This is a genomic window from Xanthomonas sp. NCPPB 3570, from assembly GCF_056725115.1.
This window is the reverse complement of the sequence record NZ_CM161513.1, coordinates 2507992-2523742: the sequence shown is the minus strand read 5'-3', so window position 1 is coordinate 2523742 and position 15751 is coordinate 2507992. Positions and strand designations below refer to the sequence as shown.

Genomic DNA, 15751 nt, shown 5'->3' with positions numbered 1-15751 from the left:
CGCGCCGACGGCGTATCGTCAGGTTGCCGCCAATCGTCGTTTCGTTCTTCTGCACATATCGAGGTGATGTCATGGACGTCGTGATCAGCCTGTCGCAGTTCGATCAGCAGACGGAAGAACTGCTGCAGTCCTCGGGGTTGCCGACCTCCGACCTGATCGCCGGTCACGCGTCGCGACAGTTCCTTGCCGCGCGTCGGGGTGGGTTGGTCGGCACGGTGGCTGTCGAATTCCATGGCGAACATGGCGTGCTGCGGTCGTTGTGCGTCGCGGAGGGGCATCGCGGTGATGGCCTCGGGCGTCGGCTGGTTTGGGAGGCAGAGCGCCTGGCTGTGCAGCGTGAGGTGCTTGCCTTGTATCTGCTGACCACGACGGCGCAGGATGTGTTCGCCGCCATGGGCTACGCACAGTGCGACCGGCGGCAGGTGCCGCCGCTGGTCGGGGCGTCGAGTCAGTTCGAACGCCTCTGTCCGTCCAGCGCCGTCTGCATGTCGAAGCGCCTGTGATTCAGGCCCTGCCTTTTCATCAACAAAGGAAGCCGGTGACCGTGACAGCGACCGTCGTGTCGGCCAGTCCCGTGCATGCCAAGCGCATCGCGGACATCTACAACCACTACATCGCCAACTCGTGCGTCACGTTCGAACTGGATCCCGTGACGTCGGCCGACATGGCCAGGCGCATTGAAGATGTCCACAGCGTCGGCCTTCCGTGGCTGGTGGCGCTGGTGGGCGACGAAGTCGTTGGATACGCCTACGCCACCCAGTGGAGAGCGAGAAAGGCGTACCAGCATTCGGTGGAATCCACGATCTACCTGGATGATGGGCATCGTGGGCGCGGGCTGGGCGCTGTCCTGTATGGCGCGCTGCTGGAAACACTGCGACGGCTGGAGTTGCACGCAGTCATCGGCGGTGTCGCTCAACCGAACGATGCAAGTGCCCGGCTGCACCAAGCGCTAGGGTTCAAGAAGGTGGCGCACTTTGAGCAGGTCGGTTACAAGCTCGGCCGTTGGGTGGATGTCGTGTACTGGCAGTTGCTTCTTCCAGCCGCGCGCCACGAAAACGGGGTCTGACTAGCGACGCTGGTAGACGACGCCCTGAACCAAGACCTGATCTTGCTCCGGCGCATCGTCGAAACGTCGATGCGCTTCGGCGATGGCGCGTTGGTTTTCGTTCGCCCAATCGACCAATGCCATGACCGGCGTCAATAGCGTGCGTCCAAGGTCGGTCAGTGCGTAATCGACGCGCGGAGGAATCGTCGGGTACAGCGTGCGCGTGACCAGTCCGTCGCGTTCCAGTCCGCGCAGGGTCAGCGTCAGCATGCGCTGGGAAATGCCGTCGATGCCACGCTTCAATGCATTGAAGCGCTGCGGGCCGTTCGCCAGCATCGCGATGATGTAGAGACTCCACTTGTCGCCGATGCGATCCAGGATTTGACGCGTCGCCAGACAGCCACCCGTGTCAGGTGCAGGGACGTCGACAGGTGGGTCGATGTGACCAGGTGACATCCGTGTGCCTTCTTGTTGGGCGCCGGCAGGGACCATACCATCCTCTGTATGGATTAGTAAGTAACTTCTTACTTATTACTTGGTTCTCATTTTATACCTTGGAGCCGTCATGCGCCGTATCCTCCTTGTCACGTCCAGTCCGCGCCGCGCGGACAGTCTCTCCACCCGCTTCGCGACCGACATCGCCGAGGGTCTCCAGGCCCGCTCGGGCGGTCAGCTGACCGTGCGTGACCTCGCCGCGCATCCACCGCCGCACATTACGTCGGCCTATATTCATGGCCGGATCGTGTCGCCTGAACACCGCACGCCGGAACAGGTCGAGGCGGTGGACATCGCCCAGGAGCTCGTCGACGAACTGAAGCTCGCCGACGTGATCGTGCTCGGTTCGGGAATGATGAACTTCGGTCCGTCCTCGCAACTCAAGGCGTGGTTCGATCACGTCACCTGGCCCGGTGTCACGTTCCGCTATGGCGAGCGCGGGCCGGAGGGGCTGCTGACCGGCAAGAAGGTCTATCTCGTCGCTGCCACGGGCGGCGTGTTCTCGGAGGGCGCCTGGGCGCCGTTCGACTTTCAGACCAGCTACTTGCTGCATCTGCTGCGTTTCATCGGCCTCACCGATGTCGACGTGGTGCGCATCGAAGGCACCGTGCTCGGGCCCGATGCGGTGAACGCCGCCGTCGCCGATGCCACAACGGCCGTCGCCGCCTTGTTGGCGAAGGCGGCATGAGCGCATGACCGGGAAAAAGACCATCGCCTTGTTCGGTGCGACCGGACCGACCGGGCGGCACCTGATCGAGGAAGCCTTGAAGCGTGGCTATCACCTGTCGGTCTACACGCGCGACGCCGGGAAGCTCGCCGCGTTCGCGGGAAAGGTCGACATCGTTGTCGGCGACCTGCAGGACCGCGTCGCCATCGCGCAGTGCGTCCGAGGGGCGGATGCGGTCATCAGCGCCCTGGGCCCCAACGGTCTCAAGGTGCAGGGCGACAAGCCGGTCATGCACGGCCTGGCCAACATCATCGCCGCGATGAAGCAGGCCGGCGTGCGCCGCCTCATCCAGATTTCCACTGCCGCCTATCGCGATCCCAAGGACGGGTTCGCGTTCGGCCCCACGCGTTCGCGCTGCTGTTCAAGCTGATCGCGCGCAAGGGCTACCAGGACATCCAGGCGACCGGCGCCTTGGTCGCCGGTTCGGACCTGGACTGGACGCTGGTGCGCATTCCCAACCTCAAGGATGGCCCGGCCGACGGCAGCGTGGAGGTGGGTTGGTATGGACGGACCGGGCTCGGCAGCAAGCTTTCCAGAGGCAATCTCGCCAAGTTCCTGGTCGATCAGGTGACAGACACGCAATTCGTGCGCGCCGCGCCGTGCATCGCCAACCAGTGACGCGGGAATGCCTTCGCGGCAACACACATGAGCATGGCCTGCGCAGTTCTTTTCATGATGACCAGTAAAGCCATTGCGGAGTCTTTGCCGTGAGCGGATTCACCAGCGCCGATGTGCCCGATCAATCGGGAAAAACCTTTATCGTGACCGGTGCCAACACCGGCATCGGTTTTGAAGTAGCAAGCGCATTGGCGGCGCGGCGAGCCAGGGTGCTTTTCGCTTGCCGTGACGAGCAGAAAGCACAGGCTGCCGTCGGTCGGATTCATGCGAAGATTCCTGATGCGAATCTCGGATTCCTGCCGTTGGACCTCGCGGATCTGGCGAGTGTTCGCAGCGCCGCAAAACTGGCCGAAAAAGAGTCGCGCATCGATGCGCTCGTCAATAACGCCGGTGTGCAGGGGCCGAAGCTGAGGCGCACGGCGCAGGGCTTCGAGCGGACATTCGGCGTCAATCATCTCGGTTGCTTTGCGCTCACCGCGCTCATGTTGCCCAAGCTCGCGGAAACTTCCGGGTCGCGCATCGTCGTCACCAGCAGCGGTCTGCACAAGGATGCGAAGATCGAGTGGGACGATCTCAGCGCGGAGAAGAGCTACAAGTGGATGCCGCGCTATGCGGCGAGCAAGCTGGCGAATCTGCTTTTTGTCTTTGAATTGGATCGGCGACTGCGAGCGGCGGGCATGCCGGTGACGGCAGTGGCCTGCCATCCGGGTCTTGCCGGAACCGATCTTGCGCGCGACAGCGGGTGGGGCAACATCGCCATGTCCTTGATCGGCCTGTTCTTCAATACGCCGGCAAAGGGCGCGTGGGGCGCATTGCACGCGGCGACAGGTGAGATCGAGCCCGGCGGCTATTACGGGCCGACGCAACTGTCCGAGCTACGAGGTCCCTCCGGCGAGTGCACACCGTCTCCGAAAGCGCGGAACCCGGAACTGGCGAGACGACTGTGGGAGGTGTCGGTGCAACTGACCGGCATCGATCCAGGGCTCCCTTCGAATTCATAGCGCGAAGACAGGATCGCGAGAACATGGCGATGCAGATCGACCTCTATACCGAAATCACATGCCCGTGGTGCTTCGTCGGACATCATCGTCTCGACAAGGTGCTGGCGGAGCGTTTCCCCGACCTGGTCGTGGATATCCGGCAGCATCCGGTGCTGCTGCTGCCGGATGCGCCCGCAGGTGGCCTCTACATTCCCGATTTGCTGCGTTCGCGCTACGGCATCACCGATCCGAAGGCCGCCTTCGCGCGCCCCGAGGCGGAAGCGCGCGCGTCGGGCTTCGAGCTGGATCTGGGTCGCCAGCGCTGGACCTATCCGACCCAGGCGGCGCATGCCCTGATCCTCGCCGCCGCTGGGCACGGCACCCAGCATCGGCTCGCCGTCGCCATCACCGATGCCTACTTCATCGCGGCGAAGAACATCACCGATGCGGATGTGCTGGCCGACATCGCAGCCGAGCACGGGTTCGATCGCGATCGTGCGCGTGCCATCGCCCTTGATCCTGCGCAGCACCGCCGCGTCGAGGAGGAAGCGGCCAGATCGGCGCAGGCCGGTGTCCGTTCGGTTCCCCATTTCGTCTTCGGGGGACGCGTTGCCATCAATGGGGGGCAAAGCGAGGACGAGATCGCTGCGGCAATCCGCGCGGCGTCTGCTGCGACCCCTGCTTGACGCGATTGCTTGCTCGTTCAGTCGATCGCGTGCCGCACCATCGCGCTGTCGACGTACTGCTGCATGCGCACGATCCGGCCGTCGCGCAGTTCGTAGAGATGTGCGAAGTGCGCACGCATGGATTTTCCGGTTGCCTTGTAGGTGCCGGAATAGACGCCGAAGGCCGCCACCCGCTCGCCATCGGCCAGATAGGTATGGACGCTGGCCGTGTAATCAGCCCATTCCCTCGCGAGGCGGTGGAAGACGCCTCGCATCAGCGCCTCGACGCCGACATAGGTGCCGGCGTAGGGGAAGCCTTCGGCCTCCGTCCATTCGACGTCGGGCGACAGCACCGCCAACAGGTGTTCGGCGTTCTCCTCGGAGGACCCTGCGTAAGTCTTCCGGATCAGTTCGCGGTTGTCGATCATCTCAGCCCCACGGCATTTCGCCGGTGGCGACCTTGGCGCCGATCTCGAGGGCCACGCCCATGCCGAGGTTCGGGAAGCGCGCTTCCATCGCCGCCTTGAGCGAGACCGCATCCTTGGCGGTCGCGAGTTCCTCCTCGAAGGCGAGCAGATAGGCCTTGGTGTGGGCGATGGCCGACAGGTCGGGCGCCGCGTCGGGCGTCAGATGGCCAGGCACGACGACCGCCGGCGCGCGCGCGGCGATCGCGTCGAGATTGGCGATCCAGGCAGCACGCTGCTCCTTCGTCTGCGTATCGGCGGTCCAGACATGCACGCCGGAGAAGATCATGACGCCGCCGAACACGGCGTGCAGCGACGGCACCCAGAGATAGCGGCGATTGGCCAGGCCCTGGGCGGCGACGATCTCGACCGTCTCGCCATCGACCGACAGCGAGGCGCCGTCGAAGATCTCGGGCAGGACGATATCGTCCAGTGTCTGCGGACCGTTTTCCTTGAGCTGCGGCCCCCACACGGCGAGCTTCTTCTCGACATTGGCCTGGATGGCGGCGCGCGTGGCGGAGGCGGCGATGACCCTGGCCTGCGGAAAGGCCTCGTGCAGCGGCTTGAGGCTGAAGTAGTAATCCGGATCCGACTGGCTGACGTAGATCGTCGTCAGCGTCTTGCCGGTGGCCTTGATCGCCTCGGCCACCGCCTTGCCGTCGGGATAGGTGAAGCCGCCGTCGATCAGCAGCGCTTCGCTCGGGCCGGTCAGCAGCACCGGCGCACGGAAGAAGCCGTTCTGGCCGGCGGGAAAATGGGTCCATGTCAATGCGGACGTCTGGCGGTCGTTGCTCATCGCAGATCTCCTTGTCTTCGGGCGCGTAGGCAGTGGGAAAGAAGGGTCGGGAAGCTCAGGCTGCGCGCAACTGCGCGACCAGGGCGTTGCGGTCGCCGAACAGCAGATCGCTCGGCAGCAGCCGGCTGCCGTGCGCGTCGTCGACGACGAGCGTGGGGACGCCATGCGCATCGAAGCGCGCCATTTCGCCGCGCGCGGCATCGATGCGCGCGCGATAGGCGCCGAGCACGTCGGCGTCGGGCGACACGACACGCTGTGCGGCATCGGCAAAGCCTGCACCGGACAGCACCGCTGCCACGACCGCGCGATCGGAGGTGTTGCGGCCGTCGACATAACGGGCCCATTGCAGTGTCTTCAGCGCGTCGCGTTCGCGCTCCGGCGCGGTCATGCCAACGGCGATCACGCCGAGCGTCGCGGGGGCCGAATCGAACAGGGTACCGGTCGCGCCGAGCACCTGGCTGCGGTAGGCCTCGGAAAACGCCTGCCCGGTGAGGCGGGCGATGCGCTGGTCGTTCTGCCAAGCGTAGGCGGCGAAGGACGCGTCCATCGGCCGCGCGTTCTCGCCGGCGAACAAGCCGGTGGGGGCGAGCCGCACGGTCACGCCAAGGACCTGCGCAAGCTGGTCCAGCGCGGGGATGGCGCCGTAGCACCACCCGCAGAGAGGATCGAAGAGGTAGGTGATGTGCATGGTGGGATCCGCTTGAGGAGGTGCGGCCACCTTAGCGACCGCGGATTGGCGGATAAATCGCTTTGAATGCTACATTCTGTAAGCAATTGGCTGACAATTCGGAGAGGTCGGCGTGGAAGCCGTCAATCTCAACAGGCTTGCCTACTTCGCGGCCGTGGTGGACACGGGTTCGTTCACGCGCGCGGCCGAACGGCTGGGCATCACCAAGACCGTGGTCAGCCAGCAGGTGGCCAAGCTCGAAGCAGAGTTGAAGACGGCGCTGCTGATGCGTACCACCCGTCGGGTCGAACCGACCGAGGCCGGGCGGTTGCTGCATGCGCGCAGCGTGAGTGTGCTGCGTCAGGTCGAGGATGCCATCGGCGAGGTGACGCGCTCCAATGTCGAGCCGAGCGGCGTGCTGCGGGTGGCAGCACCGAACGACTACGGCACCTCCAGGATCGCACCGCTGGCCGCCGCTTTCACGCGGCGTCATCCGGCGTGCCAGGTCGAGCTGATCCTGGCCGATACGCGCATCGATCCGGTCGCCAGCCAGGTCGATCTGTCCATCCGGGTGGGCTGGCTCGACGATTCCAGCCTGCATGCGCGGCGCATCGGCGACTTCCGGCAGTGCCTGGTCGCCACGCCGGAACTGGCCAGCGCCTTGGCGGTCGCGAACCCCGACGATCTCGCGCAGGTTCCGTTCGTCGCCAACAGCGCGCTCCGCGAGCCGTTGATCTGGCACTTCGTCAAGGATGATTTCGAGCGACGCACGGTGCGCATGCGTCAGGCCCTGTCGACCAACGCGACGCCGGCGGTGCTGGCGGCGACGCTGGCCGGTGGCGGGGTGTCGGTCCTGCCGGATTTCCTGGTGGCGGATGCCTTGGCAGCGGGAACGCTGGTCGCCGTTCTGCCGGACTGGTCGTTGCCGGCCGGCGGCATTCACGTGGTCTACCCGACGGCGCGCTTTCGCCCATCAAAGGTCACCGGCTTTGTCGAGATGCTGGTTGCTGGCGCCGGCACGCGTGTGGCCTGACGCTGTCGCTCCGCGATCCCGCAAGTGTCCGCCCGTTGCGGAGAAACCGACGCCCGCCCTCCCGCCTGCGTCGGGAAGGGCGGGCTGAGAAAACGCGCCGTCAGGCCACCGCCGGTACCGGATTGCGCGTGGAAGATGCATCGCCAGGACACACCTCCCAGCGCAGATCGCCGGTGTAGCGACACGCCATGCGGCCCTGGTCGTCCAGCGCGAAGAGATGCAGCCAGCGATTGTCGAACAGCGCGCGGACCTGCGGATGGCGTTCGAGGATGTCGGTGATTGCGGCGGTCGGTGCCTCGATCAGTACCGACAGCCGCAGCGGTTCGTGGATCAGCCGTTCGCCGTCATGGACCGATTGCCAGGGCAGTCCGCCGCGCAGCAGGCCGCCGTTGCCCTCGACCACGCCGATGCCGCCGGTGACGTTGTGCAGCAGCTTGTTGCCGGCGCCGAAGACCTCGGGTGCGACAGTCGATCCGTAGTACTGCAGGCTGATCCAGCTGGCGACAACGACCGGGGCGGTCAGGATCAGCTCCAGCACGCCGAAACCTTCGTCGCGCCGCCAGTCGTAGTCGTGCAGGAAGGCGCGTCCGGCCAGGTCGCGCCCGGCCGTGCGCGCACGCGGCGCGGCGATGAAGGCCTGGCAGCCGGCCAGCGCCCACTCCGGGCGCAGCTCGGCCCAGTCGCGGGCGCGAGGCGCGATGTCCTGGCTGCGCTGCGCGCGTGGCAGGCGCAGCGCGCGCTCGCCGCGCGCCAGCGCGCCGGCGGCGTGCAGCCAACGCGCCGTCTGGTCGAGGTCGGCGACATGGTCGGGCGAAGGATGGTCGGCGCTGTACAGCGTGACCGCATCGGTCGTGGTGTCGTGCAGGGCGCCGACGAACAACGTATCTGCCGGGATCGCGATGCCGCGTTCGGCGAGACCGGCGCGTACCTCGGAGTCGTTGAGCAGCGCGGCCAGCAGACGCGCGTTCACTTCGCCGGAATAGCCGCCGCAGGCGCCGCAGTGCAGGGCGCTGGCGTGCGGATTGTTGACCACGTTTGCCCCGTGGCCGGCGATCACCACGAGTCGGGCGAACCTGCTGGTGAGCGACATCGCGGTGAGGATGCGCGTGGCCATGGTCAGGCGCGTGTCGAGGTCGAGCGCGTCGGCCGGGCGCGGGGCGGGATCGTTCGGCGCCGAGTGCCGCGTCAGTCCCAAGCCATCGCGCAGCAGCTTGGCGACGTAGATCGGGCCGGTGGCCTCGACGAAGGCGAACGAGGAAATGGCGGCCAGCTTGAAGCGTCCCCAGGCACGCTTCGCACGCGCCGCGATCCGCGCGGCGAGGTCCGCCTCGGCCACCGAGGCCGTCGCCGCTCCCGCGCAGGTGTGCACCGCGGGTGTCAGCAGCACGGGAAGACGTGCCTCGACCACGTCCGAGGCGAACCGCCGATGGCCGATGCCCAGCCCGAAGAATCCGGCGAATCCGAGGGTCTGGATGCCCGCATCGAGGCTTTCCAGTGCGCGGCGGAACACTTCCGAGCGCACGTCGATGCAGAAGGCCATCTGCAGCTTCATCCGGTCGGGCGTCGCCGGGAGCGGGGCGGGTGACGCAAGCAGCGCGTCGAGCCGCCGCTGCGCCGCGCGTTCGGCCGCTTCCTGCAGGAGGCCGTCGACGACATCGTCCGGCGTCGCCGCCACCGGCGCGCTGTAGGCGTCGATGGCGCTTCGCCACTGCGGCGCGATCGCCGCACCGAACTTGCCCAGCAGCGCGGCGTCCCAACTGATGCGGATGGCGAGCAGGTCGGTGACGCAGGCATCGGTTCCGCCGCTCAACTCCGCTTGCCAGAGCCGATACCGCGCAACCTGGCTCCAGCCGCCTAGCGTGGTCAGCAGGCGGTGGAAATAGCCCTCCAGCGCGTCTGGCGCGAGGCCGAGGCGGGCGACCCCCTCGGCGATCGCCTCTTCGGCAGTCGCTGGCGCGTCCGCCACCTGCTGGGCGAATCGGGTGAGTCCGGCGATTTCCGGCGTCAGATCATGGGTCGCGACCAGTCGCCATGCGTTGTAGGCGCCACCGGACTGTCCGGCGACCCACAGCGCCTGGCCCTGATCGAAGTAGCTGGCGGCCCAGTGTCCGATGCGCTCTTCGACGATGCCCGGCCAGTCGACCTGCGACGCATCGCGTGCCAGATCGGCGACGGTCGGGATCGCCTGCGGGGCAGGGCGCGTGGCTTCGATAGCGAGCTTCAGTGCGGCCACGCTCGGCGGACGCAGCGCCGCCGGCACGTTGTGCCAGGCCGCCCGCAGATCCTCTTCGGCGATCTCGCCGGACTGCAGTCGCTCCGCATACCAGGCGCGCGGCATGGTCACGGCGATGCCGGCCGCGCGCCGCAGCCGCGCCGCCGCGATCGGCAGCGGTTCGCCGGTCTGGCCGAGGAAGGGATTGACTGCCACGCTCGAGGCGAGCGGCCACAGCGGGGGAATGGCACGCGCCGCACGCGCGGCGGCGGCGATGATCGCAGCGTGGGACAGGTGCGACGCGTCGGTGGTGGTCATCAGCATGGGGGTGTCCTGGCGGTTAGGGAGTCACGAGGTCTTGCGGACGGACCAGCCGCAGAGCAGGCGATCGAGCGTGGCGTTGGCATACAGGCCATTGGCGAGATGCACGCGCAGTCCGGCGGCGGCCGGGTGCGTCGCCCACAGCGGGAACAGCGCCTGCGCCACCGCCACCAGGCCGAAGCTCAGCACCGCCAGCGCCATCAGCGTCCACTCCAGCCGGCCCGGCGCCGGCGTTGCCGGCAGCACGCCGGCGGTCAACCATTCGGCGGCGCTCTGCAAGGCGAAGTAGCCGACCGCAGCGGCGCTGGCGTAGAGCGCGGTCCTGCGGGTGAGCGGGCGCGGCGCGGCATCGGCCAGGCCTTGGGCCAGCAGGTAGGCCACACCGAAGATCAGGATGGCGCCCAGGGCCAGCGCCTGTGGCGACTTGTGCCCGAAGCCGAAGGCGAACCCGAAGGCCGCGCCGATGCCGATGTAGATCGCCAGCGCGATCAGGAAGGCGCGGCCGACCGCCGCCCCATCGGGCACCGCCACCGGCCCGGGCCGGCGAATCGACGCCACCTGCTCGACCGCGCCGCCGGAGGCCAGGAAGGCATGCGCCTTGTACAGCGAGTGCGCGACGATGTGCAGCAACGCCAGCGGGAACAGCGCCAGCCCGCACTGCAGGATCATGAAGCCCATCTGCGCGACCGTCGACCAGGCCAGCGAAGTCTTGACCGCGGGCTGGGTCAGCATCACCAGCGCACCGAACAGCGCGGTGAACCCGCCCAGCATGGCCAGCACGGCGAGCACGCCGGGGGCCGCCAGCATCAGGTCGGCAAAGCGGATCAGCAGGAAGCCGCCGCCGTTGACCACGCCGGCATGCAGCAGCGCCGACACCGGCGTGGGCGCCTCCATCATCTCGGTGAGCCAGCCGTGGGTCGGGAACTGCGCCGATTTCAGCACCGCGGCCAGCGCAAGCAGGGCGGCGGCCGCGGTCAGCGACCAGCCGTGCTGGCCGCTGCGGGCCAGGGTGTTGATCGTGGCGATGTCGGTGGTGCCCAGGCTGTTCCAGACCAGCGCGACCGCACTCGCCAGAGCGATGGCGCCGATGCTGGAGAACAGGCGCTTCTTGCGCGCGGCGCGCTGTGCCGCCACGCGGTCGGGATAGAACAGCAGCAGGCGATTGAGCGCGACGCTGGTCGCGATCCAGGCTACCACGACCTGGACTAGGTTGCCGGCCTGCACGAGCAGCAACACCGCCGCGAGCGCGACGCAGAGCCAGCCGGTGAAGTAGCCCTGGCGCGCCTCGCCATCGAGATAGGTGCGGGTGTAGCGCACCACGATCCAACCGACGAAGGCGACCAGCAGCAGCATCGTGGTGCTCACCGCATCGAGCCGGACCGAGAGGCCGACACCGTTCCCTCCGATCAGTTCGCTGTCGCCGGCGCCGCGGGCGATCAGCAGCGCCAGCGAGGCGATGGCGACGAGCAGCGCGCCGAGCGCGGCACCTTCGGCGAAGGCGGGGAGGAGACGGGGGCGCCGGCCGCTGCGGACGAAGCCGAACACGGCGGCGACCAGCAGCAGGAACGGTGCAGAGAGCGGCAGCAGATAGAGCGACAAGGCAATCCCCTCGGATCGGGCACGGTGGCGGGCGGCGCCACGATAGCGATCGCTGGGGTCGAACAAAAATTCATTGTTTTCACGATATCGTTCGCTATTATCGAACGATGGCTGCCCTGAACTACAACCACCTGCGCTACTTCTGGGCCGTGGCCCACGACGGCAATCTCACCCGCACCGCCGAGCGGCTCAACCTCACGCAGTCGGCCCTGTCCGTGCAGATCCGCAAGCTGGAGGAGCGCCTCGGCCACGCACTGTTCGAGCGGCGCGGACGGCAATTGCACCTGACCGAGGCCGGGCAGATCGCGCTGGACCATGCCGACGCGATCTTCGCCACCGGTGATGAACTGCTGGGCACGCTGCGGCAGACCGGTGCCGCGCGGCAGGCGCTGCGGGTCGGTTCGCTGGCCACGCTGTCGCGCAACTTCCAGTTGGAGTTCCTGCGGCCGCTGCTCGGCCGAACCGATATCGACCTGATCCTGCGCTCGGGCAGCGCCGGCGAACTGCTGCGGGCGCTGGAAGCACTGAATCTCGACGTGGTGCTGCTGAATCAGGCGCCGCCGGGCGACGCGCTGACGCCGTTCGTGACCCATCGGCTTGCCGAGCGACCGGTCAGCCTGGTGGGCACGCCGGACCGGCTGGGCCATGCCGCCAGCGTCGCCGACCGCCTTCGCCACCATCCCATCATCCTGCCGACAGTGGACAACAGCGTGCGCGCGGGATTCGATGCCCTGGCCGACCGCCTGGGCGTGCGCCCGCAGATCGTGGCGGAAGTGGAGGACATGGCGATGATGCGCCTGCTGGCGCGCGAGGACATCGGCCTGGCCGTGCTCCCGCCGATCGTGGTCAAGGACGAGATCGCCGCGGGCGTGCTAGTGGAAGGCGATCAATTGCCGGACATCGTGGAGACCTTCCACGCCGTGACCATGGCGCGGCGGTTTCCCAATCCGTTGGTGCGGCTCCTGCTGCAGCCCACCGCTGCGCCAGCAGATTCCTAGCGCCAGCGACGGACGTGGCAATGCCGCCGCCGATCCGTCGCCGGCGGTCGCTGGGTGGCGGCCGACCCGCCCAAGGCACCGCGACAGAACATGCCGAAGTTCAGCAGTCACGTCGTGCGGAGCCTTGGGGCGCTTCGAGGGACACGACGTGGTGAGAGCTATTTGACAACATGCTGTCAAATAGACAGGATGATGCATGGCTGCGGAAAACCTTCCCTTGCTGGTTCGCGAGCTGGTGCTGGCGGTGTTCGCCACCAACGGCCGCCTGGTCGACATGGGCAACCGGTTGGTGCGCCCGATCGGGCTGACCACCGCCTGGTGGCAGGTGCTCGGTGCGCTGGGCTACTCGCCGGTGCCGCTGCCGGTCGCGCATATCGCCCGCAACATGGGCCTGACCCGGCAGGCGGTGCAGCGTGTGGTCGAGTTGCTGGCCGAACACGGGTTCGTCGTATTCGAGACCAATCCGCACCATGCGCGCGCCAAGCTGGTGGTGTTGACGCAGGCAGGACGCGCAGCCCTGGGCGCCGCCGAAGCCGCTGTCGCGTCGCTCGACCAGCACCTGATCGACCGACTGGGTGCCGAGCGCGTCAGGACCGCCATCGCGGTGCTCCTGGACATGCGCGACGCCCTAGACCAGTCGCTGGCCGAATGAAGCGCGCAAGCCTGCGCGCGGCAGGATTCAACCCAAGGAGAGACCATGGCGCTTGCCCCGCATCCTGACGGCTTCGATACGGACGTCATCATCATCGGTGGCGGGCCAGTCGGCCTGACCACCGCCTGCGCGTTGGCGCACCACGGGGTGCGATTCCGCATCTTCGAGCAACGCACGCAGCCCCAGCCGCATTCGCGCGCCAACAATCTCTGGGCGCGCCCGCAGGAGCTGCTGGCGAGCATCGGCATCCGCGATGCCCTGGCCGAGCGGGCGTACCGGATCACCCGGATCAACACCCTGTTGAACGGCAAGACAGTGGATCCGATCGACATCGCGCAGGTCTCCAGTCCGTATCCGGAGGTGCTGTACAGCGGCCAGGACGTCATCGAGAACGTGCTTGCCCGGCGGATCGAGACCGGCGGCGCAGCGCTCGAACGAGGCCGCAAGGTGGTCGGCTTCGAGCAGGATGCGGACGGGGTCAGCGTGACGATCGCGACGGTGAACGACGACGGTGAGCCGGTCGAAGGGCGCCCGGTCGAGCGCCTGCGCTGCCGCTACCTGGTGGGCGCAGACGGCGCCGAAGGCTTCGTGCGCAAGCAGATCGGCGCGGACTTCGCGACGGAAAAGCTGCCCCACTGCATGAACCGCCAGCTCGACGCGAAACTGCGCTGGCGCCGCTCCACCGATTTTGATCACCTCTGGTTCTTCTATTACCCCAAGGGCTTCTGCGGCGTGCTGCCGGTGTGGGAGGGCTACCACCGGCTGTTCTTCCTGTCCGACGACGCGGGCATCCCCGATCGCGATCCGACGCTGGAGGAACTGCAGGCCATCGCGCGCGAGGTCACCGAAGACGAGACGCTGGAGCTCAGCGATCCGATCTGGATGACCCACAGCCGCTTCCAGCATGGGGTGACCTCGCGCTACGCCGAGGGACGCGTGTTCCTGGTCGGCGATGCCGGCCATCTCACTCTGCCCGCGGGCGGCCAGGGCATGAACGCCGGGCTGCAGGATGCGGTCGGCCTGGCATGGCGGCTGGCGATGGCCCTAAACGGCAAGGCCGCACCGGTGCTGCTGGAATCCTACGGACTGGAGCGCGGCGGCGAACACCGCCGCCTGGATGCGCAGCAGGAAAAGGGCTTCCGGAACAGCGTGTATCGCGGCGCCATCAAGGATGCGGCCATGGGTATCGCCGCGAGCTTTCTGCCCAACATCGGCGCGCTGATTCAGGGCACCGACGATCTCCAGCAACTGTCCGTCGCCTATCCCGACAGCCCCTTGAACGAAGACCACCTCAAGGGATTGCGGGAGATCGTGCACCGACGCGTTCCGCATCCTGGCGACCGCGCACCGGATGCGGCCGTCATCGCCCAGGACGGTGCGTCCACGACGCTGTTCGCGCATCTCTACAACCCCGATGGCGTGACCTGGGGCTGGGCCTTGCTGCTGTTCGATGCCCGGCAGCAGGACGCCTTGATGCCGATGCGTGATGCGTTGGCGCAGCTCCATGCGTGGGAGTGGATCCGGCCGCGGTTGATCCTCGGCAAGACGGTACCGCAGGCCGGCGACGCCACGGCGCTGTTCGACCTGGATGGGTTGGCACATGGCGCCTACGGCATCGAAGGCGATCCTGCGATGGTGCTGGTGCGGCCCGACGGTCATATCGCCTTCCGCGGCCCGCTAGACGCGCCGCAACGGCTGCGCGCGTACTGCGCCAGGATCTTTGGAGAGTAGCGCGAGCACCTACGCTTTCCGCATCTGCCGCTCCCTGCGTAGGCCGCGAGCGCTGTTCCAAAGTGCGCCTAGGGCGCGTATTCAAGGTGGATGAGCGGATAGGGCTTGCCCTGGTGGTCGCGTGGGGACTGGCCTGTGCGCCTGAAACCCATTCTTTCGTAGAAGCCGACAGCCTGATGATTCTGTTCGTTGACGTGCCTCGTCACGATCCTCTTGCGCATGACCGTGTTGCGTGGGTGCCGTCCAAGGCGGCGGCTCGCGCTGACGTGGAGCAGGTGCGCCGCGTGTCCTGCGGTCTGCAGATCGCATGGCGCCGGATAGTGCAGGGGCTGGACCTCGCGTGAGTAGGGTCGGGATCGGTGCCGGCGCGGAGCGCTGCGCCGAGGTCTGCGTCCCAAGACATTCCAACGCAGCTTCAGCTACAGACCTTGATGCACGTCGCACACGCTTCACGCAGCACCTATGCCAACATGGACTCCCGTCGGACCGTGGCAGCCGTGCTTTCAGCGGATCTCGGTTTCATTCGTGACGAACCGTCTCCAGTGTTATCCATTAACACCGCTGCGGCGATCGTAGATAGGTGCACGTGTACCGAGAACTGGCTCAGGCCCAGCGTGATGCGCAACTGGATGCGGAGCAGCGCAAGGCGTTGCTGATGATCGCGTCTGGGGCGCCCATGGCCGAGTGCCTGGATGCGCTCACCGAAGGGCGCTTGCTCATCGTGGACAGGTAACGGCCTGGTCGGGCG

Annotated in this window: 18 protein-coding genes; 12 read left to right on the top strand and 6 right to left on the bottom strand. The window is 67.1% G+C overall.

The features are described 5' to 3' along the window. Positions 1-71: 71 nt before the first annotated feature. Together arsN2 and AC1PLR_RS10980 are read left to right on the top strand one after the other, a co-directional pair. Entirely contained in the window at positions 72-503 is a 432-nt protein-coding gene (gene arsN2 / locus AC1PLR_RS10985; RefSeq protein ID WP_481101000.1) for an arsenic resistance N-acetyltransferase ArsN2, read from the top strand. 41 nt (positions 504-544) lie between these two features. Continuing rightward, complete coding sequence (locus tag AC1PLR_RS10980; RefSeq protein ID WP_481103581.1) at positions 545-1066, top strand: arsinothricin resistance N-acetyltransferase ArsN1 family B; 522 nt, start codon at positions 545-547, stop codon at positions 1064-1066. Here the strand turns inward: AC1PLR_RS10980 and AC1PLR_RS10975 are convergent, their stop codons facing one another. Continuing rightward, positions 1067-1501, bottom strand: coding sequence for a winged helix-turn-helix transcriptional regulator (locus AC1PLR_RS10975; RefSeq protein ID WP_209245716.1), 435 nt, complete (start codon positions 1499-1501; stop codon positions 1067-1069). A gap of 109 nt (positions 1502-1610) precedes the next feature. On the opposite strand from AC1PLR_RS10975, the gene AC1PLR_RS10970 reads away from it, so the two are divergent. The 5 genes from AC1PLR_RS10970 (at position 1611) to AC1PLR_RS10950 (ending at position 4551) form a co-directional block, all read left to right on the top strand. Then, a complete protein-coding gene (locus AC1PLR_RS10970; protein ID WP_371182018.1) occupies positions 1611-2228 on the top strand; it encodes an FMN-dependent NADH-azoreductase in 618 nt (205 codons plus the stop codon). Between the two features lie 4 nt (positions 2229-2232). Continuing rightward, positions 2233-2637 (top strand): NAD(P)H-binding protein, encoded by a 405-nt coding sequence (locus AC1PLR_RS10965; protein WP_481100999.1) that lies wholly within the window; start codon positions 2233-2235, stop codon positions 2635-2637. Beyond that, positions 2622-2885: an NAD(P)H-binding protein gene (locus AC1PLR_RS10960; protein WP_481103580.1), complete on the top strand. Its 264-nt coding sequence runs from the start codon at positions 2622-2624 to the stop codon at positions 2883-2885. The genes AC1PLR_RS10965 and AC1PLR_RS10960 overlap by 16 nt, the downstream gene beginning before the upstream one ends. Before the next feature lie 89 nt (positions 2886-2974). After that, on the top strand, positions 2975-3886 hold the full coding sequence (locus AC1PLR_RS10955; RefSeq protein ID WP_481100998.1) for an oxidoreductase: 912 nt from the start codon (positions 2975-2977) through the stop codon (positions 3884-3886). Between the two features lie 23 nt (positions 3887-3909). Next, positions 3910-4551: a DsbA family oxidoreductase gene (locus AC1PLR_RS10950; RefSeq protein ID WP_481100997.1), complete on the top strand. Its 642-nt coding sequence runs from the start codon at positions 3910-3912 to the stop codon at positions 4549-4551. A 17-nt stretch (positions 4552-4568) separates the two neighbouring features. On the opposite strand, the gene AC1PLR_RS10945 is transcribed toward AC1PLR_RS10950, so the two are convergent. The 3 genes from AC1PLR_RS10945 to AC1PLR_RS10935 are packed head-to-tail and all read right to left on the bottom strand — an operon-like array spanning position 4569 to position 6478. Next, positions 4569-4958, bottom strand: a complete 390-nt coding sequence (locus tag AC1PLR_RS10945; protein WP_481100996.1) for a nuclear transport factor 2 family protein — start codon at positions 4956-4958, stop codon at positions 4569-4571. 1 nt (position 4959) lies between these two features. Then, positions 4960-5790, bottom strand: coding sequence for an MBL fold metallo-hydrolase (locus tag AC1PLR_RS10940; RefSeq protein WP_481100995.1), 831 nt, complete (start codon positions 5788-5790; stop codon positions 4960-4962). A 55-nt stretch (positions 5791-5845) separates the two neighbouring features. After that, positions 5846-6478, bottom strand: a complete 633-nt coding sequence (locus AC1PLR_RS10935) for a DsbA family protein (RefSeq protein ID WP_481100994.1) — start codon at positions 6476-6478, stop codon at positions 5846-5848. 112 nt (positions 6479-6590) lie between these two features. Here AC1PLR_RS10935 and AC1PLR_RS10930 point away from each other — a divergent pair, with 112 nt between their 5' ends. Then, the gene (locus tag AC1PLR_RS10930) at positions 6591-7490 is read left to right on the top strand and encodes a LysR substrate-binding domain-containing protein (protein WP_481100993.1); all 900 of its coding nucleotides are present in this window, start codon (positions 6591-6593) and stop codon (positions 7488-7490) included. A 100-nt stretch (positions 7491-7590) separates the two neighbouring features. Here AC1PLR_RS10930 and AC1PLR_RS10925 read toward each other — a convergent pair whose 3' ends face one another. Together AC1PLR_RS10925 and AC1PLR_RS10920 are read right to left on the bottom strand one after the other, a co-directional pair. Then, a complete protein-coding gene (locus AC1PLR_RS10925) occupies positions 7591-10026 on the bottom strand; it encodes a YbcC family protein (RefSeq protein ID WP_481100992.1) in 2436 nt (811 codons plus the stop codon). A gap of 24 nt (positions 10027-10050) precedes the next feature. Continuing rightward, positions 10051-11622 (bottom strand): proton-conducting transporter transmembrane domain-containing protein, encoded by a 1572-nt coding sequence (locus AC1PLR_RS10920; protein ID WP_481100991.1) that lies wholly within the window; start codon positions 11620-11622, stop codon positions 10051-10053. Positions 11623-11729: 107 nt separating this feature from the next. Between AC1PLR_RS10920 and AC1PLR_RS10915 the strand changes: the two genes are divergently transcribed. From AC1PLR_RS10915 to AC1PLR_RS10900, 4 genes are all read left to right on the top strand, one after another. After that, on the top strand, positions 11730-12620 hold the full coding sequence (locus AC1PLR_RS10915; RefSeq protein WP_420009781.1) for a LysR family transcriptional regulator: 891 nt from the start codon (positions 11730-11732) through the stop codon (positions 12618-12620). A 196-nt stretch (positions 12621-12816) separates the two neighbouring features. Next, complete coding sequence (locus AC1PLR_RS10910; RefSeq protein ID WP_043091274.1) at positions 12817-13272, top strand: MarR family winged helix-turn-helix transcriptional regulator; 456 nt, start codon at positions 12817-12819, stop codon at positions 13270-13272. A gap of 45 nt (positions 13273-13317) precedes the next feature. After that, positions 13318-15003 carry an FAD-dependent monooxygenase gene (locus AC1PLR_RS10905; protein ID WP_481100990.1) on the top strand — a complete coding sequence of 562 codons (1686 nt, stop codon included), beginning with the start codon at positions 13318-13320 and terminating at the stop codon, positions 15001-15003. 586 nt (positions 15004-15589) lie between these two features. Continuing rightward, entirely contained in the window at positions 15590-15736 is a 147-nt protein-coding gene (locus tag AC1PLR_RS10900; RefSeq protein WP_481100989.1) for a hypothetical protein, read from the top strand. Positions 15737-15751 lie beyond the last annotated feature (15 nt).